Below are 22,251 nucleotides of genomic sequence, written 5' to 3'. Positions count from 1 at the left end.
CTATCAGGGTTGGGTGTGTGGAATGGTGGGGAGCTGGGCCGCCTCGGGCACCTGGGCCGCGCCCTGGTCTGTCAGGCCTCCAGCCGTGGCAATCTCGTCGGCGGCTTCAGCCAGGCCGCCGGGCTCATATGCGTTGGCGATGCGCTCAGCGGTATCGGTCGCCACATTCATCGTGGACACGTTCTTGTGGATGGAATCGGCCAGCTTGAGCTTGGTGTCGGCATCGAGCTTGTCGATTTCCTTGTGCAGCTTGGCCAGCATGGCCTCGGCCGTCTCGTCCTGGATCTGTTGCTGCTTCTGCTGCGCTTGAGCGGCGGCCAGCTGGGCCTGCTCTTCCTCGGGTGTCATCGGCTTGGATGGATCGCGCTGGCCATTGATCTTCCGGATGCGAGCGATCCATTCGTCTTTGTCCTTGATGTCGACCGACTGCACCACCAGGTCCAGCACGTTCATTACCACCTGAGGCGCAAAGGTTGCGATCTTGCCCAGCAGGTCGAAAATCTGCTCCATGGCGGCCTGGGCCAGGCTGCTGCGGTAGTCCTGGGTGTCAACCACAAAATCAGCCTCGCGCGCTGTCACATCGTTGAGAATGCGGCCGGTAGCAGGGTCGAATTTGTTGATCTCCAGCCATTCGATCGGGCGGCTTTCACCGGTAATCCGGATGACCTTTTCAGCGGTATAGAACTGCTCGATGTGGCTCAGGCGCAGGCGGCCGGCCTGCTTGATGGCCAGCAGCAGGTTGTCGAAAAGCTCCGAAGTGGTCAGCGAGCCCTGGTCCTGCTTTGCCAAGATGGCACGGCCACTGCTGGCATTGGTGTCCCGGCCCAGGTTTTCATTGGTGACGCCGCCCACATCCCGCAGCATCTGCGAGTTGCGGTCGGCCATCATCAGGTTTGAAGCCAGATCGGTCTGGTTCTGATCGAATACCAGCTGCTTGTCCTTGCGCTTGACGATGACGCCATTGGGCAGGGCTGCTTCCCGGCGCACATCCTCGATGTCGTCTACAGCGCCCTCATCCATGATGATGCGGTTATTGGACAGTGCCCATTGCGCCTTGCTGTGGCGCTTGTTCAGGTCGTCCTGAATGTCGCGCATGCCGCGCCAGACACCATAGGGCGAGCCATCGCGTGCCCGGCGGTAGCCCCACACCGGGATAAGCGTGAATCGCTGGTGCCGGAACGGGCTGGACAGGTCCAGGCACGGAGCCGCGCGGGTGGCGAGCATGAGGCGCATGCGCATCTTGACCGTCTCATACACGTTGGCCTTGTCCACCATCTCCTTATGGCGTGGGTCGATAGAGGCGTTGACCACCTGGCCAGCAAACTCGCCGTCGGCGAAGACCTTGACGGTCTCAGGCACCTTATAGGCCACCTCGATCAGCTCCACGGACTGGCGTGGCGCATTCAGCCGGAACGACTCGCTCACACCTGGGAAGATGCTGTGCTCCATCCCGTAGTCGCGGCCCCACTCCGTTTCAGTGGAGTTGGTCAGGCGCTCGCCCATGTACCAAGGCTCGTCCTGGGTATCGTCCAGGTTCTGGCCAGCCATGGCGATCAGGTGCTTGCGGCTGTTGGGCAGCAGCGCGCAGGCGTAGTCCAGATCCAGCACGCGCCGGCGGAACTGATAGCGGGCATCGGTGTTGTAGTCGACATTGCGGCTGTGGCTGTCGCGCAGCACGTTGCGCCAGTCCTCGGAGCCCGAGTAGATGATTTCCTGCTCTGGATCCGGGTTCAGGTTCTCCTCGATCCAGCTCAGCCCCCCTATGGCCGCCTGCTTGAAGGCGCGGGAGCGGTGCCAAACGGTCAGATTCACGTCATCGGTGTATTTGATGAGCTTGGTCTTGACCTCGGCCATGGCCTCGTCGTTCTGCTCACGCGGAAGCACCTTGTAGTCCTTGCGCATCCGCTTCTCGGTGCCCGCGATCCACTCCAGCGACTGACGGCCCTGGTTGTAGACCAGTGGCGCCTGGCCGCGCTCCAGCAACACCTGGGCATCTTCGGCCCGCCATTGCAGGTGGTCGTGGTAGTCCTCATCGATGGACATCTGCTGCCGCTCGCCGGCCTGGCGCCGCGACTCATAGTCCATCAACTGCATCAGGCGCTGGTGGCGGCCGGCGGCCTGGGAGTGCTCGCCGGTGTCAGCCACTCCGCCTTCGGTGTCTTCCACCTCGGAGGCCTCCAGGTCCTTGATGACCTCGCGGCGCTTCTTGTCGTCTTCGTCGTTTACTTCAAACATCAGATGACCTCCGAATGCAGCTCTTGCCCGTGGGCCTTGACGGCCAGCTCCACGCCGATCAAGCGGCGCTTGGTGGCCAGCGCTTTAGGCTGGTCCGTGGGCATCATGATGAGATCCGGCAGGCCTTCCACGATGATGTCGATGATGCGGTGGATGGTCGACCGGTCGTGCGCGGTGTAACCCAGGGCCTCGGCCGCCTCAAAGGCCTTGCGCAGCAGGTGCTCGGTCGGCTTGCCTTCCGAGGTGACATACAGGTAGGCCAGGCGTTGGGGAATGCAGTAGGCACCGGTATCCATGCGGCGGTGGGCCGGGAACAGGCACATGCATGGCTCGGGCTCGCGCGGGGCAGACTCGTCGCCCAGCTTGTAGAGCTCGACCCACTGGTAGGAGCACACCACGTCGCGGATGGTGCGCTGCCGCCAGCAACGCTCGCCGCCGAGCTCAACAAACGGGGTGCCGGATGGGGAAAGGAGGCTGACGCTGCTCATGCGGTTGTCCTTGCAAAATTGCCCCAAGCAGCAGTGGCGGCCTGTGCATATGCCGCTTTCGCGGCGGAAATTTCGGCAAACACACCCAGGTAGCGATTCCGTCCATCCACCTTGATTTGCGCCTGCCATTTGCCAAGCTGTTTGTGCCAACACACCCCTTTGTGACCGGAGGTGTTGTTGGCGCTTGCGACTGTGTTCCCCAAGTTTTGGGACTGCGTGGCTAAGCGCAGATTCCTAGGCCGGTTGTTCGACTTGTTTAAGTCCTTGTGATCCAAGCGGCTCGACGGCCACATACCGTGATGAAGTGCCCAAACAACACGGTGCGCCAGGTGTTGCTTACTGTTGACGGTCAAAGTCAAGTACCCTTGGCCGTCCTGCGTTCCAGCCCGCGCACCTGCCTTAGCTTTTCCGCGCGTCACAAGCCAAAAAAGCTCGCCAGTCTCTTCATTCAAGCGCAGCAAGCCACGGAGTTCTGATATTGCGATGTCGTTTTTCACTAGGCGGTTCTCCAGGAGGTAGAGCGCGGCGGCTTGCTCGCGCGGGGTTTCACGCGGGCCAGATCCAGCCCGGTCTTTACGAGGTAGCGCGTGGCGTCCATAAGGTGGTCGTTGCTCTTCACGACTCGGCCCTGTTCGTCACGGCGGTAGATGCGGTATTCGTTGAACCAGTCCAGGCAGGACTTGAAGACCTTCAGGCGGCCGGTAGAGAGGCGCTCCCACACGTCGTAGATGCCGCTCTCGACCCCGTTGTCTGCTGGGTGGATGTCCAGGCCCAGGTCGGTGTAAACCACCATCAGCTGCTCGCCATCCTTCTGGCTCCGGCCACGGGCGGCCGGGTCGATGGCGCCCGGGATCCACTCGCCGCGCGCCTTGATGCCCGTCGCATGAATGGATGGCTCGGCCTGGCCACGATAGTGCTGCGAGAACAGGTAGACAATGTCGGCCTCGCGGTCGTATGCGCCCCAAATGGCCGCAGTGCGGTTCCAGCCCACGTCCAGCCCGTAGGCCCGTGGCCAAAAGTCCGGGATCTGGAAGTCATCCACCTTGATGTCGTCTTCGTCCACCGGGTAGATGGCACCGGCACCCAGGGCGGGCACGCCCTTGGTACGCGCCTGGCGTTGGTAAGGCTGCAGCTTGGACAGCAGCTTGGCCTTGGCCTGTTCGGACAGGTGGGGCACGTCATCCCAGCCGCATCGCACGATGAGACGGTCAGCAGCTGCTCGGCGCTTGAGGCCGTCCGGGTCTTCCTCCTCAGTGAAGGCTTCCACGGGCTTGATGAGGTCCTGCACCAGGGGTGTGAGGCCGTTGAGCGGGGTGAAGGTCAGGATGCTGATGCCGTCGCGGGTCATCAGGCGCACCAGGCCTTCTTCGTACACGTCGGCCGGGCACTCTTCGTCAGCCCAGAAGCCGTCCAGCTCGAAGCCCTGGAAGATTTCCCGGCCCTGCACGTAGCTGCGCAGCCAAAGCTCAGACTCGCCGCCGGACTTGTGGCGCACGATGATCTTTTCCACCGCGCCCTTGACGTGGGAGCGCGGCACCACGCCCACGATTGCATCCCCAGGAATGAGGCCGGTGCCGTATTTCTCGGGCTTGTCCGTGGTCGATCCGAGCATCTTGAGCTGGATGATGTCCCGGGTGGTTTCGTGCGTGTCGCCGCTGGCCAGCCAGCGACAGGCCTTGTCAAAGCGGTGGCCTTCCCACCAATCCGGATACTCGCCAGTGAGGTGGTAGGCAATCTCGGTGCCGGCCGCCACGGTCTTGCCCACCCGGTTGCCCGCCATGAAAACGCGCTCAGAGGCTCGGGCAATCTCAGTCAGCTCGCCAGGTGGCGTGCCTGGTGCGCGCGACTGGAAGAACTCTTGGTGCTTTGGATACAGCTCGCGGCGCAAAGGCCCCTCGTCGGGGAACATGGTTTGCAGCAGCCGTGTGTTCTGGCGGCGCTCCAGCTCCAGCACCAAGCCCTCCAGCTCCAGGCGCTGCTGCGCAGAGAGTGCGGCCAGGTCAAACTGATCGCCCGCGCTCACTGGTCGCCCTCCGCCTTGGGCACGATGCCAGGTAGGTTCACGCCAAAGCGCTGCAGGCGCTCCAGCAGCTGGTCATCGCTCAGCTTGGTGGGGGTGCCAATCTCTCCGGATAGCTCTAGTTTGTCGCCGTAGACGCGGGGCTTGAGCTTGGATGCTACCCACTTGCGGGCATCGACACGCAGCTTGTTGCGGGCCACGGCCACAGCATCAAACACCACCTCTGTCTCGCCCTCCCCGTCATCAGCGCTGCCATGCTTGCTAGCTTTGACGGTGGTGCATTCCTCGTCAGCGATTTCCACAATCTCGTCGGCCAGCAGGTCAGCACGCTCTTGCCTCGCGCGCGCGTACATCTCGGAGCGTGACGAGTCGGCGTGGATAAATTCCAGCATCCCCGTGTACGAAAAGCCATGCAGCTTGCAAAAGCCGTTCAGGTGTCCGCCTGCGCAGACATAGGCCATGAACTCATCGAGCGCACCTGCACGGGCGAACCACTCCCTCTGGAGTGCTGCCTTCGTCTTTGGCTTGGTGGTGGATTTGCGAGCGGGCTTCTTTACCTTGGCCGTTGCAGCCTTGCCCGCGCTCTGTGTGGTGGTCACGTCTAGCGCCTGCGCTTCGTGCGCGTTGTTGATAACGGCGTTAGACCATCAGGACTTTTAGGATTGTCAAGACAATTTCGGGCTACAGACGTACAAGAGTGGCTGTTTTCTGCGGCGATAATTTCTTATGACAAAAGAAACGCTTGCTCACTTCCTTCTTCAATCGCTTCCTTTTTTTGAAAGAATGCGGGAATCGGGGTTGCCTTTTATGAGTAGATTCCCGCTTTCTAGCTGTGAACCGTCGAGTGCAATTGTTGCTGTAGCACTAGCAAAACGTTTTCCCGAATCCGAAATAGTTGTAGTCAAGGCTTACTCAAGTAACGGTGTTAGTGGTCATTTTTGGGTAGAAATTGACGGATTCGTGGTAGATGCTACTGCCCACCAGTTCGACGGCTTTTCTGGACCAATCGTCCAAAAAATGCCAAGCCCTCTCGAAAGCACATTCCCTTTCATGCATAGGATGTCTATCGAAGCAGCAATGCTCGGTATGTCGGAAATCGATTACTCCCCAGGGCTAGTCAAAATGCTGGGGTCGGAACTGCTGGAAGAAGTAGAGAGCCGTACACGGGTTGCTGGATAGCTTTCACTTCCATTCCAGGCCTTGGACTCTGGGCATGGCCTGCGTTCGGGTGGATGCATGCCGTGCAACTCCCCCCACCGGGCCCGGAACTCCGCCCAGGGCAATACGTGAGACTCCCCCCAGGCTTTCACCTGCGCCTCCCAGTGGCGCCGCGCCATCGTCTTGTTCGACCTGGCAGCGGTCAGTATGCGTTCAATCATAGGTAGGCAATCCCTCCGGCCATAGGCCCATCATTTGAATCTTGCGGCGTGTATCCGCCCCCCAGGCCTCGGCCACCAGGGCAGCAGCTGCTTTGGGGTAAAGCTCGTACTGGTCGAACTTCGGATGGCAGCCCTTCACGCCCGGCCGGTCGCAGCACAGTGCAAAGCAGGTGCGGTCGTCGGTCTTCAGGCCTGCGCCCTTGCCGTGGTTGGCGTGGGCGGCCTGGCTGTACCCCACGATGCCGCACGCGCAGCATGGCAGGCTTGCCACGGCACGGCGGTAGTCCTCATTGCGCAGATGCTCGCCCTTTTTGATCGGTGGCACCGTGGCGCCGACCGCGCTCGCATAGTTTGGGGCGCTGGCCAGAGGCTGGTGCACGGTCTTAGGCGCGGGGGCCCAGGCGGTTTGCCGGAATCCTCCGCGCTTCATAGCTCACCTTTCACCAGGCGCCGGGCATACCCCAGCTTCTGCATCACCACCATCACATTGCTCTTGTAGTTGTGGGCCAGAGTGCTTGCACCTGCGCCGCGCTTGTGGTCCAGGTACATGTTCATGATCCGCATTGGGGTCCAGTGGGAAAAGGTGCCCTTGGCCTGCCGGTGCAGGTAGTACTTGTAGACCTGCTTGGCCCATGGGATGCTGATCTGGTACTCCTCGGCGATCTGGGCCCAGGTCATGCGCCGCTCCACGCAGCCGGCCAGCTCGTAAAGCTGCGCGTCTGTCCATTCCTTCATCCGGCTCATTCCCCAAAGCTCCTCAGAACGGCTTCGATCATCTCGATGCGCTGCGCGGTCCCCAGGTGCTTCCACAGCGTTGCGCCGGCGTGCTCGCTGCGCAGGAAATTGACGGCATCCGCGTGGAACTGCTCCATGTCACCCTGCTCCAGGTTTGCGTAGCTGATGGAGCGCGGCACCGGAATCACGCCACCCTTGGGCCCGGGATACCAGTCGACAAAGCTTGCGCCCACCTTCAACCAGGTGCGGAAGCTCTCGAAGTCCTCGAAGCGATCCTGCGTCTCGAATACCGCCTGCTCCATGGCCATGTGCTTGCGGTGATACCAACCCAGGCGCGGCTGTACGGTCTTGATTTCGACCATTTCACCCGGCTCCAGGCGCATCAGCCGATTCCACAGGCGCCGCCACTGGCTGCGGCCACGCTCGCCCAGACCGTCCACGATGCCGAAGATGACGCGGCGCGCCACTGCGGCGTCCTGCTCGCTGATCTGCACAGCTTCCTGACGAACAATCGTGATTTCAGGCATGTTGCACCTCCACTTTCACCATCCCACCGATCTCCCCGGCACGTTCAATGCCCAGGCTCCAATGCTTGTCATCCACCCCCAGCACGTCGGCCAGGCCGTCGAGGCCTGACTTCATGCGCGCCAGGGCGTTGTCCAGGTCGAAGGCGCGGCGCGTGGGCGGGTAGAACGTGAGGTGCACATGCAGCTTGGTGGCAGCCAGGCGGTGAACGCCTTGCACCTGCGCCTGCAGGGCGCACGCAGCGCGGTAGGCCTTCTTGGCCTTGGCCAGACGCGACCAGTGAACCCGCGCATTCGGGCTCAGATCCTTAGGCGGCCATGGCAGCGTCACCTGAGCGATCACCACATCGGCTCCAGCTCCGCCGGCGGCGGCCGGAACCCCTTGGCCTTCAGCTCGGCCCGCACCGCCTCCCGCATCCCCGCCCAGGCCCCGGCCGCTTGCGCGTCGTTCTCCAGCTGGGCGGCCTGCTCCCTGCTGTAGTGCCACCACCCCGGCGTCATGGCCAGCGTCACCAGCCAGTCCCTGGCCTTCTGAAATTCGTTGCATCCCTGTCCCCTCATGCGGCTTTGCGCTCGATCAATTGCGTAAAAATTCCGTTTGCTGCGTATTCGCGGCGGTTGCGTCCTGAGCGGATCCCTTGCACCGCAGCCTTGCTGATGCCGAAGCGCTCCGCTGCTTGCCTATTGGTGCCCTCAAAGGCCCTGAGCTGCCTCACCACGTCGTCCGAAATGTGGGACCGCTGCTTTCGGCCAATGGCCTGGCGCATCCGTGTCACCCAGGTCAGCTTCTTGCCCTTCTGCGACTGGCCGCGCTTGGTCTTCGCTATGTGGTCGAAGGCCACGCACGCTGGGTCGCCGCAACGCGGCAGCAACACATCCGAGGTAGTCAGCTGCTTACCGGTGGTGGCTTCCCAAACCCGGCGGCGCACGGATGTCTTGGGTTTTCCCCCGGGTATGTAGGTGAGCGGACCCTGGCGGCCATTCGTTGAGCCGGCCCAGACGTGGCAGCCCGTTTCCCGGTCGACGCGGCATTTGCCGAGGATGTAGGCCAGCAGTTCGGCGGGCGACATCTGCCAGTCCGGCAACGCATAGCCGATCCACTCGCCGACCTTGAGCCGTTTTATGCAGCCCTCTGCCTCCAGTTCCTTGAGCGCTGGCCCAATGCTCTTGCGCCAAGAGCGGCTCAGGGGGTCACCAAGGGTTTGGGCCAGCACCAGGCCCGCCTGCACCCGTTGCAGGATTTCAGCTTTGGTCATGGCCGACCTCCTTCTGATCCAGCATCAGGCACTTTCCCCCGCGTGCAAATCGCAGGTTGCCGATGCGGTTGCGCTCCAGGAATCCCTTGCGCTCAAGGGCATCGACGTGGCACTGCGCCGCATTTGGCGAGCGAAAGCCAAAGTGCCGGGCAATCTCGGCCTTGGGTGGCAGCTGGTCGTTTTCCGCATGGAACGCGAGCATGAAGTTCAGTACATCCATCTGGCGGGGTGGGAGCAATGTCATGCCTGCAGCTCCTGGCCGGTGGCGTTGGCCAGCAGGTGCATGGCATGCGCTGGCAGCGAAGAGATCAGGGTCTTGCCGCCGGCATTGCCGTTCTGCAGCACTGCGATGGCCTTCTCGCGCGCGCCCACCAGGGCGGGGCGTGGGAGCTTCAGCCCATGGCTGAGGTACTCATGGTCCGGAGAACGGTCGCCCGGCAGACGGCGCATGTACTCAAACTGGCCGCGTTCGGTGTATGCGCGGTGCGCCTCCTGAAAGCGGTGCTGCAGATAGGACAGCTCGGCAGTCTCGGTGCGGCACACCTTTGGCCAGCCGCCCAGGTCTTCGATGGCAGCATGGATAGCTGGGTCATCGAAGACCACATCGGTGTATGCGCCGACCGAAGACATCGCGCCCAGCACCTTCCCCCAGGCCAGCGCGGCGCGATCTGTCGTGGTGCCCTGCAGGACCTTGATGATGTCCGCCACCCGAGGTGCGAATCGGCCGCGATCTGGATCCGTCGCGTGCCGGCGCAGCGACGAACTGATCTGCTCCATCTCGAAGGAATGCAGCGCTTCCCACCAGACGGTGAGCATGAACTCGCTGCAGTCCTTACCGTAGTAGGCCATCACGTCGGTAAGGAGGTCGCGGAAGCCCTCCAGTTCGGATTCACGCATTTGCAGCACCTCCCATAGACCGGCCACCGCGCATCTTTTCGACCCAAGACTGGCCGACAGCGCGGTTACGTGCCTCCAGTTCCTCCTGCTTGTTCACGGATCTGGAATGGCCAGAGGCGTTGCCCCGGAACGCTGGCTTTGGACCATCGCTGCGGCGGATCCAGTTCCGCCAAGTCGCGGCCCAATCCAGCTTTTTGGCGTTGGCTCCAGCTTTGGCCCGCCAGTGGTCAGCGAAGCAATCAGCCTCTCGGCGCACGTCTTCAGGCGTCATGTCGGGCCGTTCCCGCAGTGCCCAATCACCCCAGGCCTTCAGCAGGGTCCAGTCGTCAGGCAGGCGGGTAGCGGTAGCAGGTGCGGGCTTGGGCTTTTTTGCCAGAGCCGCAGGCGCAGGGTCAGGGTCAGCGGTAGCGGGACCACCACCAACATCTGCTAGTTCTTTAACTACTTCTTCTTTATCTTTATCTATATCTGTATCTATATCTGTACGCGTGACATCGTGACCTGTCACGCGTGACTTATCCGTGACGCCATCGGACCCCGCATCAGCCTTAGCTTTGGCCCGTTGTCGGCGCTTGCGCTCTGCGGCCGTGGGGTCCGTGTCGCTGCGCATCTGGCGGGCGTTCCAATTCAGCGGCTGCAGCGTCTCGCGCTCAACCAAACCGACCTCGGCCAGGCGGCGCGCCACCTCTTCGAGCGTGCGGGTGTCGATTCCCATCTTTACGGCTACCTTGCGCAGCAGCAGCGGACCGGCATCGTCCAGCACGCCCTGCCCCTTCAGGCACAACAGCGCGATGAAGTGCCAGCGGTCCTCAAAGGCCAGCAGGCGCAGCTTTTCGTCATCGATCATTTCCGTGTAAGCACGGAACCAGGGCAAGGGCGCGCTCATGCATTCCCCTTGAACTGCGCCGACACCCATACGATCGCATTGCGGCCGCCCAGAGTCTTGCGGCGCTGGCCGCTGTCCACCACCAGCTTTTCTTCCACCAGCTTCACGCGGCGCGGGCGCTGGGTGTTGGGATCGAGCAGCAGCTGCCGGGCGCACTCTTCGTCGGTCATGCCGTGCACGCCGGCCTTCTGGATGGCGTCCAGCACCTTGGCCTTGAAGGTATGCGCGACATCAGCGATGGCCTCGGCCGCTGAGCGGGAGGTGTCGCTGTGTTTCTGGAAAGGTGTCTCGATCATTCGGAATTGCCTCCGAATGCTTCCGAGAGCGCCGGATTGTTCCGCGACACGCGATACAGGAGACTGGCGGCATGCAAACGCTTCTTAGCCCAGTCACCCAGGATTTCCTCCACCATGCGGATTCGGTCCTTGCCAACGGCCATGCTCTCTGCGTCAATAACGCTGATGATGTCGGCCGTAATTTCGCCACGGAGTTCAACCTTGTCGCCCCGCGCCTTCGTTCCTTGCGTGCGGCTGAACGCCGGGAGTTCGTCGTTGTCTGTCATAGCGTGATCCTTGTGGACAGCGCAGGCGTAGCCCGGCCTGCGTATCGGTTTGAATTTGTTAGTGAGAACGTGTCCGTAAGCAGCGCTGCCCGTAGAGCGCTCTCACGGCGTATGCGCCGTCAAAGCGGCGCAACAGGGGAAAAAATGGGCCCCGGTTCTGAAGCTCCGTGCACTGTTCGTTGATGTCGCCTCTAGGCTTCAACTGTTTCATCGTGGTTGGCGAGTTCGGGCCAGAAGCGAGGCCAGTCACTGGGCTTCAAATCCTTCCGCGTCACCACGCCAGAGGTTGCAGCTTCAATGGCTACACAGCGTCCGATGGGAACGGGACGTTCACCGGACACCCAACGCGACACGTCGGGGGTAGGTGCGCCGATCTGTTTTGCAAGGGCGGTAATTGCGCCCCGGCCCTGGGCGTTGATGTATTCGGATAGGGTCATTTACGAATTATTAGCCTCAGGCTAACCAAAGTCAATAGCCCTGCGCTCATTGCCAATGTTAGCTTCGCGCTAAATACTCACGCCATGCAACCGATAGACGTAACTCGACGTGAAAAACTGGGCCTGCTCATCAAGGAAGCAGGGAGTCAAGCAGCTCTTTCCGAGACCATTGGGAAAGCGCCGGCTCAGATCAGCCAGTGGCTTAACGCTTCACTTAACTCCAAGACAGGCAAACCGCGTGTGATGAGCAATGCGATTGCCCGAGAGATCGAAGCCAAAGCAGGCAAGCCTGAAGGCTGGATGGATGCTCCTGCTGAATCCAGCGAGCTATCCACTCCAGGCGGCTCAAATGTGGAGTTCCGGCTCCCCAAAGGATCTCGATTGATCCCACATATTTCGTATGTTCAAGCGGGAGTTTGGACAGAAATCTCCAACAGTTTTCAGCATTCAGATGCGCACGACTGGCTCCTCTCCAGCGATGCTCACTCTGGAGAGACGTTTGTTCTTACGGTGCGAGGCAATTCGATGGAGCCAGACTTTCGTGAAGGAGATCTCATCATCATCGATCCTTCCGTCCAGCCAAGACCTGGATCATTCGTCGTCGCAAAGAATGGCCGAGAGGAAGCCACGTTTAAAAAATATCGTCATCGAGCTGTAGATGTTTTGGGCAATGACATCTTTGAGCTCGTCCCTCTAAATGACGACTATCCGACAATGCGCTCTGATGAGCAGAGCATTGAAATCATTGGAACAATGGTCGAGCATCGTCGGGCCTACAGATAGCTACCTACCGACATCTGCAAAGGAGTTCACTGGCTCTGTGTCTATTTGGCAACATGCACAGATCACGTCAAAACAAAAAAACCAGGGCGAAGTACTGTACAAAAACACAGTTCAAATTTACACTTTGTACTGTGTTTTTAAACAGTGCTGAGGTGCCCTATGAACGCAGTCATTGAAGTCCGATTGGAAGATTGCCCTGCAGATCTTGATCCAGCGCTAAAGCAAAAAGCTGAAGACCGTTTCAGCAAAGAGTTGCGCCGTTGCTTCCCGTCCGAGCAAGCGTTGAAGCAAGCGTTCAAGCTTTTCATGGATGCATCGGAGGGCGGCCACATCTCCAAGTCCGACGAAAAGATAGCTATCACCTGGAAGAACGCATTCGACAAGGCCCGGCAGGCTGGCTTCAGGGACATCGCTGTGGAAGAGGCCTACTTCGACGTACGAATGTCTTAGCCTGTTCGGCGAGGAAGTCGGCCAGCGCCAAGTCTCCCTCGCCTCTCACGAACATCGCCCGTCAGGGCTTTTTTTTCGTCTCCAAAAGCTCAAACGGAGAAATTTTTCAAAAATTAGCCTGTGGCTATTGACGCCAATATTAGCCCTAGGCTAAGATGCATCCCAACGAAGCTAATCAGCGGCGTAGGGGGCCAGGATCACCACCCCCGAAGACCCCGGGGGGATCGCCCGGGCTTCCAAGAGACGGGCAAGAACCTGCAGGGGGGCGAAAGGATCACGCAGCTAAGGCTAGTAGGCTGGTGAGAAACCAGATAGGACCGTGGATACGGGGAAACAAACGAACGAGATGGCAGCTGCGGCACCGGTCCCTGGGTGTGTACGGGGTGAGGCAAACAGGGTTGCCAAGAAAAGTAAATCCCAGCGTGAGAACGCACTGCCCTTAGCGATAGGGGCAAATCAAAAGCATCGGATGCCGGTGCTTCTGATTTTGTTCAAGTAATACTCTGTTACGATCAAACAAGATCCTCCAGTTTGAAACCAAACCCTCCCGCCTGTGACCCCACAGGCGCTTAGCCACCTTCACAGGTGGCTTTTTTTGTCCACGAAGCGCTGTTTCGGAACATTCAGCGCCTTTGCCCGCCCAGTGCGGGCTTTTTTATTTGGGGCTTCCTATGACCTATGCACTCACTCGCGCCCAGGCCGGCTATGACGGCATGCTGCCCGACGATCCGCCGGCCGATCCAGAGCGCGCCCGGCTCGAAGAGCAAAACGCCCAACTGCTGGAGCTGATCAAAAGCTACCAGGAGATCGGCATGGAAGCGGCGGAAAAGCTGGATCGAATCTCGCCGGCAGGCGGCCACCGCGTTCATCGTGTGCTGGGCGAACTCAAGGAAGAGCTTGCATGCGTCATCCACTGAACCGCCCCACCCCGCGAACGATGGAAGAAGCATGGGGCCGGGGCGCCGCGTACTTTGACCCGTTTGAAAGCTACACCAGGCCGCTGCACAAGCGGCCTTTCTTTTGGCTGGGCCTGGCCGCCGCGCTGGTCCTGTTCGCATTTATCTGGAGCCGCTATGCGTAAAAACGCAATCCACACAGCTTGGATGCTGGCCGCCCTGCTGGCGGTGATCTTCTTTTACGACCCTGGTACCGACCTGGCCGTCGAGCAGGCCACGGCCGCCGATGTGCAGGACGCCATGCACGCCGCCCAGCAGGTGGCACTGAGCACCAAGAAAGGAACCGACCAATGAAGCTCCCCCTCTGGGTCCTGCTCTACATCGCGCTGAACGTTACCGCCATCGCGGCCGTAAACATCATCGCCAAGACCAACATCGCATTCCTGTAACGCCATGAACGAAGTCACCACCCGCCCCCCAGCACCTGCCCTCCCCATGCAGCAGGACAACACCGAAGCCGCGAAGCTGACCCGGGCCATCATCGCCGCGGCTAAGAATCCAGAAATCCCGATGGACAAGATGGAGCGCCTGCTGGACCTGCATGAGCGCATCACGGCCAAGGAGGCCGAGCAGCAATTCAACATGGCCATGGTGAGCGCGCAGGCGCAGATGGTCCGGATCGCTGCGGACGCGGTAAACCCGCAGACACGCAGCCGGTACGCCAGTTATGGGCAGCTGGATCGCCATCTGCGTCCCTTGTACACCTCCTCCGGCTTCTCACTGAGCTTTGACGAGGGCGAAGGCGCACCGGAAGGCTGTGTGCGCGTGCTCTGCTACGTCGCCCACATCGGCGGCCACACCCGCACCTACCACTGCGACATGCCCGCCGACGGCAAGGGCCCCAAGGGCGGCGATGTGATGAACCGCACGCATGCCGTTGGCTCGGGCAAGAGCTTCGGCAAGCGCTACCTGCTCAAGGACATCTTCAACGTGGCCGTGGGCGAAGACGACGACGACGGCAACGCCGCCAGCCCGCCGGGCACCGCCCCGGCCAAGCCCGTGTCTGAATTCACGCAGGGCTGGATCGACTACGCGCTCAGCGTCAAGGGAACGCCAGAGTTCCAGGCCGCGTGCAAGCAAGCGCGCGCCGAAATCAGCAAGGCCCGCGACATCCAGGGCCTCAAGGACTTCAACGCAGCAATGGGGGTTTCCAATGCATAACACTCTCTTCCGGTGCCACAGCCTGGGCCGCATCATGACCGAGCCCAAGACCAAGGCCGAGGGCATCCTGTCGGTGGGAGCTAAGACCTACATCCGCAGCCTGGCCCAGCAGGAAATCTTCGGCATCGACTTCGAGTTTTCCAGCAAGGAAACCCAGAAGGGCATCGAGGTCGAGCAGGAATGCATCGAGCTGCTCAACCGCGTGCGCGGCCTGGCCTTGGTGAAGAACACCGAGCGCCGCACCAACAAATGGCTTAGCGGCGAGTGCGATCTGTTCGACGCGGCCCCCCGGCGCGGCCACGACATCAAAGCATCCTGGTCGGCCAAGACCTTCCCCGGCTGGCTCAAGGACTGCATGGACCCCATCTACGAGTGGCAGATGCGCGCGTACATGATGCTTTGGGATGCTGACGAGTGGCAGGTCGACTACTGCCTGGTCAACACCCCAGACAAGCTGATCGGCTATGAGCCCCCAACGATGCACATCGTGGACCACATCGCCGAGCATCACCGTATCACCAGCTGGACCATCAAGCGCGACTTGGACAAGGAAGCGCTGATCCAGCAGCGCCTGGAAGCCGCACAGGAATATTTCCGCCAAGCGCTGACCGAGTTCGACCAGACCCACTCCCACCACACGGACATGGCCGCTGCCTACCCGCAGGCCCAGGCCGCCGTCGCCCAGGCCATGGGCAACGCCGTGATCGCAGACCCATTTGCAGCTTGAGGACGCCATGAGCAACGAATTGACCACCACCGCCCTGGGCACCCCCAGCATCAACGACGCCGCCCTGGCGCTGTTCACGCCCTTGGAGGCCGATATGACGGCGCTGGCCGCCAAGTACCACAACGTGGCCTACGACATGACCACCACCAAGGGCGCAAAGGCTGCGCGCGATGCGCGTCTGGAGCTGCGCGAGTCTGGCCGCTTTGCCATCCAGCGCCTGCGCGACCAGACCAAGGGGCAACTGAACGACTGCAAGACGGTGATCGAGACGGAGGCTACCCGCCTGATCGCCATCGTGGAGCCCGCAGAGGTTGCGATCGACAAGCAGATCAAGGCCCATGAGCAGAAGCTGGCCGACGAGAAAGCCGCCAAGGAAAAGGCCGAGGCCGAGCGTGTGCAGAAGCACACCGAGGCCATCGCCACCATTGCCGGCTACTCGGACAAGGCGCGCGGCCTGCCGGTGGAGCGCATCGAGGCGGGCATCGCTTACGTGCGCGGCATCGACGTGAGCGCGGCAGTGTTCGAGGAATTCGCCGACCGCGCCGCCGCCGAGAAGGCGGCAACCATCGGCCGCCTGGAGCAGATGGCCGCAGACCGCCGCTCTGCTGACGCAGCCGAAGCCCAGCGGCAGGAAAACGAGCGGGTGGCGGCAGAGCTGGCCGCGCAGCAGCGCAAACTGGACGAGCAGGCCGCCGAGCTGGCCCGCCAGCGTCAGGCCCTGGCGCCCGCGCCGCAAGCGGCACCAGTTGCAGAACCTGTGGCAGAACCTGTTGCGGCACCTGCAGCGGCACCAGCTCCGGCGCCCGGCGCTGCTGCGCGGCCAGCACCCGCCGCCATGCCGCAACCTGCCGCGCGTGCCGCCGCCGGCGCCGCACCGGCCACCGAGGTGGATACAGATGCGAGCGTGTCGCTGGGCCAGATCAAGACCTTGATCGCGCCGCTGAGCATCGACGCCGCCGGCCTGGAGCAGCTGGGCTTTCCGCCTGTGGCCACCGACAAGTCAAAGCGCCTGTATCGCGCCTGCGATCTGCCGGCCATCCGCGATGCCATGGTCCAACACCTGCTGCAGGTCGACCTGGGGGCGAAGCATGCAGACGCATGACTTTTTCACTCGCATCATCAGCACGAACTGCGTAGGCCCGAACATAGCGACGCAGGTTACGCCGGCGGCACCATCGAAAGCTATGCGTGCGCAGCGTGCGGAGAAGAGCATACCGACCAAGAGGACGCAAAAAGCTGCTGCCCACCGACAGTCATTTTCAAATGCAGGGTGTGTCGCTCTCGCTATGAGGACGATGACGATGCGGAAGACTGCTGCCCAGGCGTTGCCAACGGACAAGCACTGCAGTGCCCTGTCTGCCTCAAGCGCGCCGATTCATTCCTGGTGGCAGCTGATTGCTGCCTGCACACCCACCCCACCATGACGGCCTATGGCCGACAGCGCGTAGCTGAAGCCGTGTCCAAGGGGACCCCTTGGCCGGAAGCGGTGGCGGCCAACATCAACCACTGACACAACACCGACCCGCCCAGTGCGGGTCGTTTGCATTCTTGGAACACCCATGTTTAAAAATCTGATCATTTACCGCATTTCCGAAGCCTGGCAGCCCGACCTGGTGCAACTCGACCAGGCGCTGGCCAAGCAGCAATTTGAGGTGTGCGGCGCCACACAAGAGCAGTCCACGGGCTGGGTGCCGCCGCGCGGCGAAGAGCACGGCGCCATGGTCGAGTCTGTGGGCGGCCACTGGATAGTGCGCCTCATGAGCGAGAGCAAGATGCTGCCCGCCAGCGTGCTCAGCCGCAAGATCGATGAGAAGGCGGCCCACATCGAGGAAACCGAAGGCCGCAAGCCTGGCCGGAAGGAGCGCCAAGACCTGAAGGACGAGTGCAAGCTGGAGCTGCTGCCCATGGCCTTCACCAAGCAGGCGGGCACCTGGGTATGGATCGACCCTGCCGCGCGCCTGCTGGTGATCGATGCCAGCACGCAGGGCCGGGCCGACATCGTGGTGACCATGCTGGTGGAAGCCTCGCCCGGCTTTGCCGTCGCGCTGATCGACACCCATAACAGCCCCCAGGGTGCGATGGCCGCCTGGCTGCACAGCTACGACGCGCCCGCCGGCTTCAGCATCGACCAGGAGTGCGAGCTCAAGGGCACAGACGAATCCAAAGCGGTTGTGCGCTATGGTCGCCACCCCCTGGGCATTGACGAGGTCCGCGAACACATCGACCAAGGCAAGCTGCCCACCAAGCTGGCCTTGACCTGGGATGACCGAGTGAGCTTTGTGCTCACCGAAGGCATGCAGCTCAAAAAGGTGGAGCTGCTGGGCGTGGTGCTGGAAGACAAGCCCGACGAGAACGGCTTCGACGCTGATGTGGCCATCGCCACCGGCGAGCTGTCCAAGCTGATCCCTGATCTGATCGACGCGCTGGGCGGCGAAGGCCGTACCGAGCTGGGCGCAATGCCTCAGGCGAGTGCCCTGGCTCCCTCTGGCTCAGGCGACGGCTCTCAGGACCCGATTTACGAGCAAGCCGTAGAACTTGTCCGCGCTGAGAACAAGGGCAGCATTTCGATGGTGCAGCGCCTCCTCCGGATCGGCTACAACCGCGCCGCCAGCCTGCTGGAAGCCATGGAGCACCAGGGCATCGTCACCAAGATGGACAGCTCCGGCGCGCGAAAGGTCATCGGATGACCCAGCAAACCACCCCACCCAGCCCACCCAAGCGCTGCGGCAGCTGCGGCGCGCCCGTGGAACGAGAACCCGAACCAGGCGAAGGCCTGCCTTGTGGACACTGAGATATGAAGACAGACAGCAAAGTGAAAAGACCTCGCATTAACCGTCCATGGACGGCATCCGATATAGAAACTTTGCTGTTTCTTACTAATGAGAAGAAATCTCCCGACCATATTGCCACACAGCTGAACAGAACCAAACCGGCCATTTTTCAGCAAATTAAAAAGCTAGGGTTTAAAAATCAATATGTTCCATTAGAAAGCTGGACACAGCTTGAGGATGAAACACTCAGGCGCTTGTATGAAACACATACATATAGGCAAATCAGCGAAATACTTGAACGTAAGGAAACCGCCACCCGCAAAAGAGCGAAAATTATTGGACTCTCCAATAAACCCATTAAAGGGACTAATGAGCCGAGAAAGCCATGGAGTCAAAGCGATTTAGAAATACTAAACGTCATGACTAAAAGTGACTGCAGGCGATCAGACATCGCAGCGAAACTTGGTAGAAGTCTTTCCGCGATTTATGTTGCTCAAATCAAACATGGTTTGAGAACGCGTAGCGAAAATCGCGTGGGGCGCGGTTACCATGCCGCATTAGGGGCTGAGACAGTAGATAGTCACGGGATAAGGGTTAGAAAAGTTTCCAACACCGGCAAACAACGGATCGATTGGAAACGAGTCGATGTTATTGAGTGGGAATCCATGCATGGCCCAATACCAGATGGCCATTATTTGGTGGCGATAAATAAATCTTTGCCTCGCACTCTTGACAACCTCCTTCTAATCAAAAGGAACGAGCAATGGAAAATAATGAACGGATGGACCCTCCCCCCGGAAGTGCAGGAAATCATTCGACTCAAAGCAAAAATATCGAAAGTTTTGAATCAACAAAACAAATGCTCCTGAAGACGCTTCAATCCGTGAAGCAAGGGGAATTTCCAAAGAACAGAAAAAACGCCGTTATGACGAGTGTTTCCCTCGTTGTAAGCACCGCACGATTGGAAGCAGACGCAGTGCAGCAAAACCTAACCACTGACTTCTTTAAGAGGTGATCGTATGAACAACAACGTTCAGGGCTTGCGAGATATTCTTTTCGACCAGTTGCGAAACTTGGTAGATCCAACCAAAACAGTTGACCTGGCACAAGCCGGCATGGTTAATGAGACGGCGCAAACCATCATCAACAGCGCAAAGGTTGAGGTGGAAGCTGCAAAGGTGCTGAAGGGCGCCCTCTCAATCCCATTCATTGAAAGCCAGGAGGGGTGCACAGAGCGTCCCTACCCTGAGCCCAAGCTAACATCGGCCCCCTCCAGCCCGCTTCCAGCTCCGGCAACCGCCGAAGACAAAGAGCAGGCAGCGCTCTCTAGCGGCCCCGGCCCTAACCATCCTTGGCGCGGCCTTGGTGCTCGCGTCCACCGCCTCCGGGGATAGCCATGTCCAGCCCCACCACTTTGACCCTCAACGGTCACCAGCTGCTCGATGCGCTGAATGCCATAGCACCAGAGCGCACAGAGAAGCAACTGAGCGACCGTGTGTGCCTGAGCCTCACGCCCACCGGCGCCGCACCAACGGAAGGCGTGGAAAGCATTCACTGCTGGCTGGCCGACTATCCGGAGAGCGGCAGCATCCTGCTGCACCAGGCCATCCCGGACGGCGGCAAGGCACCCTGCGACGTGGTGAGCATCGCCCTGCAGTTGATCGCTGCCGCGCGCTGGGTCGGCCAGCATGCACACGCCCGCAATCAGCCCGAGGCCCGCGCGCTGGCCAAGGCCATCCTGAAGCTCACCAGCCCGATCATTGAAGAGTACGCCGTCAACCGGGGGGGCCCGCCGGGCGACTCCGTTCTGGTCACAGTGCCCGCAGAAGCGGGCATTTTCTTTTCTGAGGCCGAAATCCTTGAAGTCATGGCCGCTGGCCCCTCGGGCGCGGTGCACCACAAGCGGCGCTCAGCAGACGAGATTGCCCAGGACACAGCCGACCAGGTCCACGACACCAACGCCCAGGACGCCCAGCGCCTGCGAGCGTTTGCAGAGGCGGCGCACTTCAACGACGAAACATTCCAGCGAGCCATGGGCGCATTCGGCGGCCGTGGCCAGCACTACGAGTCGGCGCTCGACCACCTGCGCGCCGTCCTCGATTCAGCAATAGAAGCAACCCGTGAACGGGAAGAAACATGACCAGCCAACATCCCATCCTCGCCCAGGTACAACCTAACAATGACCTGTCTGCTGCTGGTGCAGCAGCACTCGATGAGTATCTGACCACCTGCAGGACGAATGCAATCGTGCCCGATGTGGGCGGCGCATGGGCCAGCGCATTCCGCGCCGGCGCGGACTACGCCGCCCTGGCGGTGGCCACACAAGCGGGCCCAGCCACCTGGGACCTGATCGAACAGCTGGTGCAGCTGGAGTGCAGCAGAGAGCGGCTGCACATGGAGTACATGGGCAAGGCCATGCCGGCCGATGTGTACCTGCGCTTCCAGAAGCTGCGCGACGAGCGTATCCCGGCACTGCAGGCCCAGCTGCGCGGTGTACTGGCCGCAGCGTCGACAGTTTGCGATTCGGTGCACACCGCTGATTCCCGCAAACTGGCTTCTACCACAGCACCCAAGGCCCAGACCGCTGACGCGCTGGATGCGGAAACGATCAAGAAGGCGGCGCGGTACGAATGGCTGCGCGACATCAGCGTACCGCCGCACAACTTCTATCTCAGCGTGCCGGAAGAGTTCGGCGGCGTGAAATATGCACCGGCCGAAGTGGATGCGGAAATCGACGCAGCCATTGCCGCCATGGCTACAGCCCAGGAGAAACGATGATCGAACACGCAGTTTCCTTGGCGGCAGACCTGGGCGCTGCAGTCAGCACGGAAAGCACCGTTCCACTGGTGAAGTCATTCAATCGCGCGTACAGCGTAGGTGCGCGCGATGCGCTATCCAACCTGTGCCTCTGGGGGTTCTTCCACACTGATTGCATCTTCGAGTCTGCAGCCGCATTGGTGAGCCTCCACCACACCAAAGTCGGCGCATACCGTGCGATGAACCGGCATCAGTGGCTGGAATGGGACGAGATTCAGCGTGGTCAACGTCCCCAACGCGCGCCAGGCCTTGGCCGCGAGCGCGGGCGCAAGGCCTATGTTTATGAGGCATCGCACATTGGGCCATTGGAAGTACAACCATGACAAACAAAACAGAAGCGGCGATAGCCACGCTTGAAAACCTCGGCTATACCCATACGGGCGGGATGCTCTGGAAACCACCACTGGGGCAAGCTCCCGACTTCAACATGCTCGATAGTTTGCGCGCCCGCGCCGACTCTCTTGAGGATCAACTCATCGCACAAGCGAATCGCGCGGTGATAGCCGAGCAGCAAGTAACCGCCCTCACCCAGCGCCTGGACATGGCCAATCGGCTGAACACCGATGCGCGCGAGCAGCTGGCCCAGCTATCAGGACGGCAGGCTGTGCCCGAGCGGATGCCGATGAGCAATGAGGCCGCCCGAAAGCTGGTTTGGTCTGCAAGTACCTGGAGCCGCTCCGAGGGGGTCAGTGAGGATGACGTGCTTGAAGTCATCGCAGCAGTTGAGCGTGAACAGGGAATAGGCGCCACCAATGACAACCTCTGACCATCATCGCATAAGCCCTGAAGGCCGCATGCTGGGCGCCCAGCTGGTGCGCCTTGTGGAGCCCGTCATCAAGGCGCTTGAGGCCCAGGGCGAACCCGACGAGCGCTGCAAATCCTGCGCATTCCGCGCCGGCACCGTGCCCAACGGTTGCATGCAGACCATGGCCGATGCAGTCAAGGCCACCTTGGAGCAGACGCCATTTCTCTGCCATGTGGATCGGCTGGCGGACGGATCGCACAAAGCTTGCTCCGGCTGGCTGGCCGCCATTTGGGCCACCGGCGATAAGCCACCCAGGCAATGCCCATGGGAATTCTCACCGCCTGACGAGGCATCCCAACCAGAGCATGTTCCCGAACGGGAATAAATCGCCGAGTCAGGACGGCAAATACCCAACATCTACC

At 60.9% G+C, this 22,251-nt stretch carries 33 protein-coding genes and 1 pseudogene; 17 read left to right on the top strand and 17 right to left on the bottom strand.

Features of this window, described 5'->3' with window-relative positions:
* Positions 1–3: 3 nt before the first annotated feature.
* The 5 genes from EDF71_RS18180 to EDF71_RS18160 are packed head-to-tail and all read right to left on the bottom strand — an operon-like array spanning position 4 to position 5,342.
* The gene (locus tag EDF71_RS18180) at positions 4–2,235 is read right to left on the bottom strand and encodes a portal protein (RefSeq protein ID WP_133857969.1); all 2,232 of its coding nucleotides are present in this window, start codon (positions 2,233–2,235) and stop codon (positions 4–6) included.
* Positions 2,235–2,723 carry a hypothetical protein gene (locus EDF71_RS18175; RefSeq protein ID WP_133857968.1) on the bottom strand — a complete coding sequence of 163 codons (489 nt, stop codon included), beginning with the start codon at positions 2,721–2,723 and terminating at the stop codon, positions 2,235–2,237. Before EDF71_RS18175 ends, EDF71_RS18180 begins: the two co-directional genes overlap by 1 nt.
* Positions 2,720–3,220: an HNH endonuclease gene (locus tag EDF71_RS18170; RefSeq protein WP_133857967.1), complete on the bottom strand. Its 501-nt coding sequence runs from the start codon at positions 3,218–3,220 to the stop codon at positions 2,720–2,722. The genes EDF71_RS18175 and EDF71_RS18170 overlap by 4 nt, the downstream gene beginning before the upstream one ends.
* Entirely contained in the window at positions 3,220–4,746 is a 1,527-nt protein-coding gene (locus tag EDF71_RS18165) for a terminase family protein (protein ID WP_133857966.1), read from the bottom strand. The genes EDF71_RS18170 and EDF71_RS18165 overlap by 1 nt, the downstream gene beginning before the upstream one ends.
* Entirely contained in the window at positions 4,743–5,342 is a 600-nt protein-coding gene (locus tag EDF71_RS18160) for a hypothetical protein (protein WP_133857965.1), read from the bottom strand. The genes EDF71_RS18165 and EDF71_RS18160 overlap by 4 nt, the downstream gene beginning before the upstream one ends.
* Positions 5,343–5,469: 127 nt before the next feature.
* Between EDF71_RS18160 and EDF71_RS18155 the strand changes: the two genes are divergently transcribed.
* The gene (locus tag EDF71_RS18155) at positions 5,470–5,922 is read left to right on the top strand and encodes a hypothetical protein (protein ID WP_133857964.1); all 453 of its coding nucleotides are present in this window, start codon (positions 5,470–5,472) and stop codon (positions 5,920–5,922) included.
* Positions 5,923–6,114: 192 nt separating this feature from the next.
* Here the strand turns inward: EDF71_RS18155 and EDF71_RS25300 are convergent, their stop codons facing one another.
* From EDF71_RS25300 to EDF71_RS18095, 12 genes and pseudogenes are all read right to left on the bottom strand, one after another.
* Positions 6,115–6,501, bottom strand: a complete 387-nt coding sequence (locus EDF71_RS25300) for a hypothetical protein (protein WP_208301083.1) — start codon at positions 6,499–6,501, stop codon at positions 6,115–6,117.
* A 47-nt stretch (positions 6,502–6,548) separates the two neighbouring features.
* Positions 6,549–6,866: a hypothetical protein gene (locus tag EDF71_RS18145; RefSeq protein ID WP_133857963.1), complete on the bottom strand. Its 318-nt coding sequence runs from the start codon at positions 6,864–6,866 to the stop codon at positions 6,549–6,551.
* On the bottom strand, positions 6,863–7,384 hold the full coding sequence (locus EDF71_RS18140) for a DUF1367 family protein (protein WP_133857962.1): 522 nt from the start codon (positions 7,382–7,384) through the stop codon (positions 6,863–6,865). Before EDF71_RS18140 ends, EDF71_RS18145 begins: the two co-directional genes overlap by 4 nt.
* The gene (locus EDF71_RS18135) at positions 7,377–7,724 is read right to left on the bottom strand and encodes an endonuclease (RefSeq protein ID WP_243854353.1); all 348 of its coding nucleotides are present in this window, start codon (positions 7,722–7,724) and stop codon (positions 7,377–7,379) included. Before EDF71_RS18135 ends, EDF71_RS18140 begins: the two co-directional genes overlap by 8 nt.
* Complete coding sequence (locus tag EDF71_RS18130) at positions 7,721–7,942, bottom strand: hypothetical protein (protein ID WP_133857961.1); 222 nt, start codon at positions 7,940–7,942, stop codon at positions 7,721–7,723. Before EDF71_RS18130 ends, EDF71_RS18135 begins: the two co-directional genes overlap by 4 nt.
* Positions 7,939–8,637 (bottom strand): hypothetical protein, encoded by a 699-nt coding sequence (locus EDF71_RS18125; protein WP_133857960.1) that lies wholly within the window; start codon positions 8,635–8,637, stop codon positions 7,939–7,941. The genes EDF71_RS18130 and EDF71_RS18125 overlap by 4 nt, the downstream gene beginning before the upstream one ends.
* A gap of 73 nt (positions 8,638–8,710) precedes the next feature.
* A pseudogene (locus EDF71_RS25465) lies at positions 8,711–8,857 on the bottom strand (repressor LexA); the annotation flags it as partial.
* A gap of 20 nt (positions 8,858–8,877) precedes the next feature.
* Positions 8,878–9,534: a DUF6475 domain-containing protein gene (locus EDF71_RS18115; protein WP_133857958.1), complete on the bottom strand. Its 657-nt coding sequence runs from the start codon at positions 9,532–9,534 to the stop codon at positions 8,878–8,880.
* Positions 9,527–10,420: a hypothetical protein gene (locus tag EDF71_RS18110; protein WP_133857957.1), complete on the bottom strand. Its 894-nt coding sequence runs from the start codon at positions 10,418–10,420 to the stop codon at positions 9,527–9,529. The genes EDF71_RS18115 and EDF71_RS18110 overlap by 8 nt, the downstream gene beginning before the upstream one ends.
* Positions 10,417–10,716: a hypothetical protein gene (locus EDF71_RS18105; protein ID WP_133857956.1), complete on the bottom strand. Its 300-nt coding sequence runs from the start codon at positions 10,714–10,716 to the stop codon at positions 10,417–10,419. Before EDF71_RS18105 ends, EDF71_RS18110 begins: the two co-directional genes overlap by 4 nt.
* On the bottom strand, positions 10,713–10,982 hold the full coding sequence (locus tag EDF71_RS18100) for a hypothetical protein (protein WP_133857955.1): 270 nt from the start codon (positions 10,980–10,982) through the stop codon (positions 10,713–10,715). The genes EDF71_RS18105 and EDF71_RS18100 overlap by 4 nt, the downstream gene beginning before the upstream one ends.
* A 191-nt stretch (positions 10,983–11,173) precedes the next feature.
* A complete protein-coding gene (locus EDF71_RS18095; protein WP_133857954.1) occupies positions 11,174–11,419 on the bottom strand; it encodes a YdaS family helix-turn-helix protein in 246 nt (81 codons plus the stop codon).
* Between the two features lie 84 nt (positions 11,420–11,503).
* Between EDF71_RS18095 and EDF71_RS18090 the strand changes: the two genes are divergently transcribed.
* The 16 genes from EDF71_RS18090 (at position 11,504) to EDF71_RS18020 (ending at position 22,214) form a co-directional block, all read left to right on the top strand.
* Positions 11,504–12,202: a S24 family peptidase gene (locus EDF71_RS18090; RefSeq protein WP_243854352.1), complete on the top strand. Its 699-nt coding sequence runs from the start codon at positions 11,504–11,506 to the stop codon at positions 12,200–12,202.
* Between the two features lie 159 nt (positions 12,203–12,361).
* Positions 12,362–12,652 (top strand): hypothetical protein, encoded by a 291-nt coding sequence (locus EDF71_RS18085; protein ID WP_133857953.1) that lies wholly within the window; start codon positions 12,362–12,364, stop codon positions 12,650–12,652.
* 671 nt (positions 12,653–13,323) lie between these two features.
* On the top strand, positions 13,324–13,569 hold the full coding sequence (locus EDF71_RS18080; protein WP_133857952.1) for a hypothetical protein: 246 nt from the start codon (positions 13,324–13,326) through the stop codon (positions 13,567–13,569).
* Positions 13,554–13,733: a hypothetical protein gene (locus EDF71_RS18075; RefSeq protein ID WP_133857951.1), complete on the top strand. Its 180-nt coding sequence runs from the start codon at positions 13,554–13,556 to the stop codon at positions 13,731–13,733. Before EDF71_RS18080 ends, EDF71_RS18075 begins: the two co-directional genes overlap by 16 nt.
* Positions 13,726–13,902 (top strand): hypothetical protein, encoded by a 177-nt coding sequence (locus tag EDF71_RS25095; protein ID WP_166656575.1) that lies wholly within the window; start codon positions 13,726–13,728, stop codon positions 13,900–13,902. The genes EDF71_RS18075 and EDF71_RS25095 overlap by 8 nt, the downstream gene beginning before the upstream one ends.
* Positions 13,903–14,001: 99 nt before the next feature.
* Positions 14,002–14,769, top strand: a complete 768-nt coding sequence (locus EDF71_RS18070) for an ERF family protein (RefSeq protein WP_133857950.1) — start codon at positions 14,002–14,004, stop codon at positions 14,767–14,769.
* The gene (locus EDF71_RS18065; protein ID WP_243854351.1) at positions 14,762–15,496 is read left to right on the top strand and encodes a hypothetical protein; all 735 of its coding nucleotides are present in this window, start codon (positions 14,762–14,764) and stop codon (positions 15,494–15,496) included. The genes EDF71_RS18070 and EDF71_RS18065 overlap by 8 nt, the downstream gene beginning before the upstream one ends.
* A 7-nt stretch (positions 15,497–15,503) precedes the next feature.
* The gene (locus EDF71_RS18060) at positions 15,504–16,598 is read left to right on the top strand and encodes a hypothetical protein (protein WP_133857949.1); all 1,095 of its coding nucleotides are present in this window, start codon (positions 15,504–15,506) and stop codon (positions 16,596–16,598) included.
* 457 nt (positions 16,599–17,055) lie between these two features.
* Positions 17,056–18,183, top strand: a complete 1,128-nt coding sequence (locus EDF71_RS18055; RefSeq protein ID WP_133857948.1) for a recombination-associated protein RdgC — start codon at positions 17,056–17,058, stop codon at positions 18,181–18,183.
* A 107-nt stretch (positions 18,184–18,290) separates the two neighbouring features.
* Complete coding sequence (locus EDF71_RS18050; protein WP_133857947.1) at positions 18,291–19,136, top strand: hypothetical protein; 846 nt, start codon at positions 18,291–18,293, stop codon at positions 19,134–19,136.
* Positions 19,137–19,286: 150 nt separating this feature from the next.
* Positions 19,287–19,661 (top strand): hypothetical protein, encoded by a 375-nt coding sequence (locus EDF71_RS18045; RefSeq protein WP_133857946.1) that lies wholly within the window; start codon positions 19,287–19,289, stop codon positions 19,659–19,661.
* Between the two features lie 2 nt (positions 19,662–19,663).
* Positions 19,664–20,407 carry a hypothetical protein gene (locus tag EDF71_RS18040; RefSeq protein WP_133857945.1) on the top strand — a complete coding sequence of 248 codons (744 nt, stop codon included), beginning with the start codon at positions 19,664–19,666 and terminating at the stop codon, positions 20,405–20,407.
* Positions 20,404–21,045: a hypothetical protein gene (locus EDF71_RS18035; RefSeq protein ID WP_133857944.1), complete on the top strand. Its 642-nt coding sequence runs from the start codon at positions 20,404–20,406 to the stop codon at positions 21,043–21,045. The genes EDF71_RS18040 and EDF71_RS18035 overlap by 4 nt, the downstream gene beginning before the upstream one ends.
* The gene (locus EDF71_RS18030; protein ID WP_133857943.1) at positions 21,042–21,407 is read left to right on the top strand and encodes a hypothetical protein; all 366 of its coding nucleotides are present in this window, start codon (positions 21,042–21,044) and stop codon (positions 21,405–21,407) included. The genes EDF71_RS18035 and EDF71_RS18030 overlap by 4 nt, the downstream gene beginning before the upstream one ends.
* On the top strand, positions 21,404–21,850 hold the full coding sequence (locus EDF71_RS18025) for a hypothetical protein (protein ID WP_133857942.1): 447 nt from the start codon (positions 21,404–21,406) through the stop codon (positions 21,848–21,850). Before EDF71_RS18030 ends, EDF71_RS18025 begins: the two co-directional genes overlap by 4 nt.
* Entirely contained in the window at positions 21,837–22,214 is a 378-nt protein-coding gene (locus EDF71_RS18020; protein ID WP_133857941.1) for a hypothetical protein, read from the top strand. Before EDF71_RS18025 ends, EDF71_RS18020 begins: the two co-directional genes overlap by 14 nt.
* Positions 22,215–22,251 lie beyond the last annotated feature (37 nt).

Origin of the sequence: Comamonas sp. JUb58, assembly GCF_004364775.1 — a bacterium.
Lineage (GTDB): Bacteria > Pseudomonadota > Gammaproteobacteria > Burkholderiales > Burkholderiaceae_C > Comamonas.
This window is presented reverse-complemented; position numbering and strand designations above follow the sequence as displayed.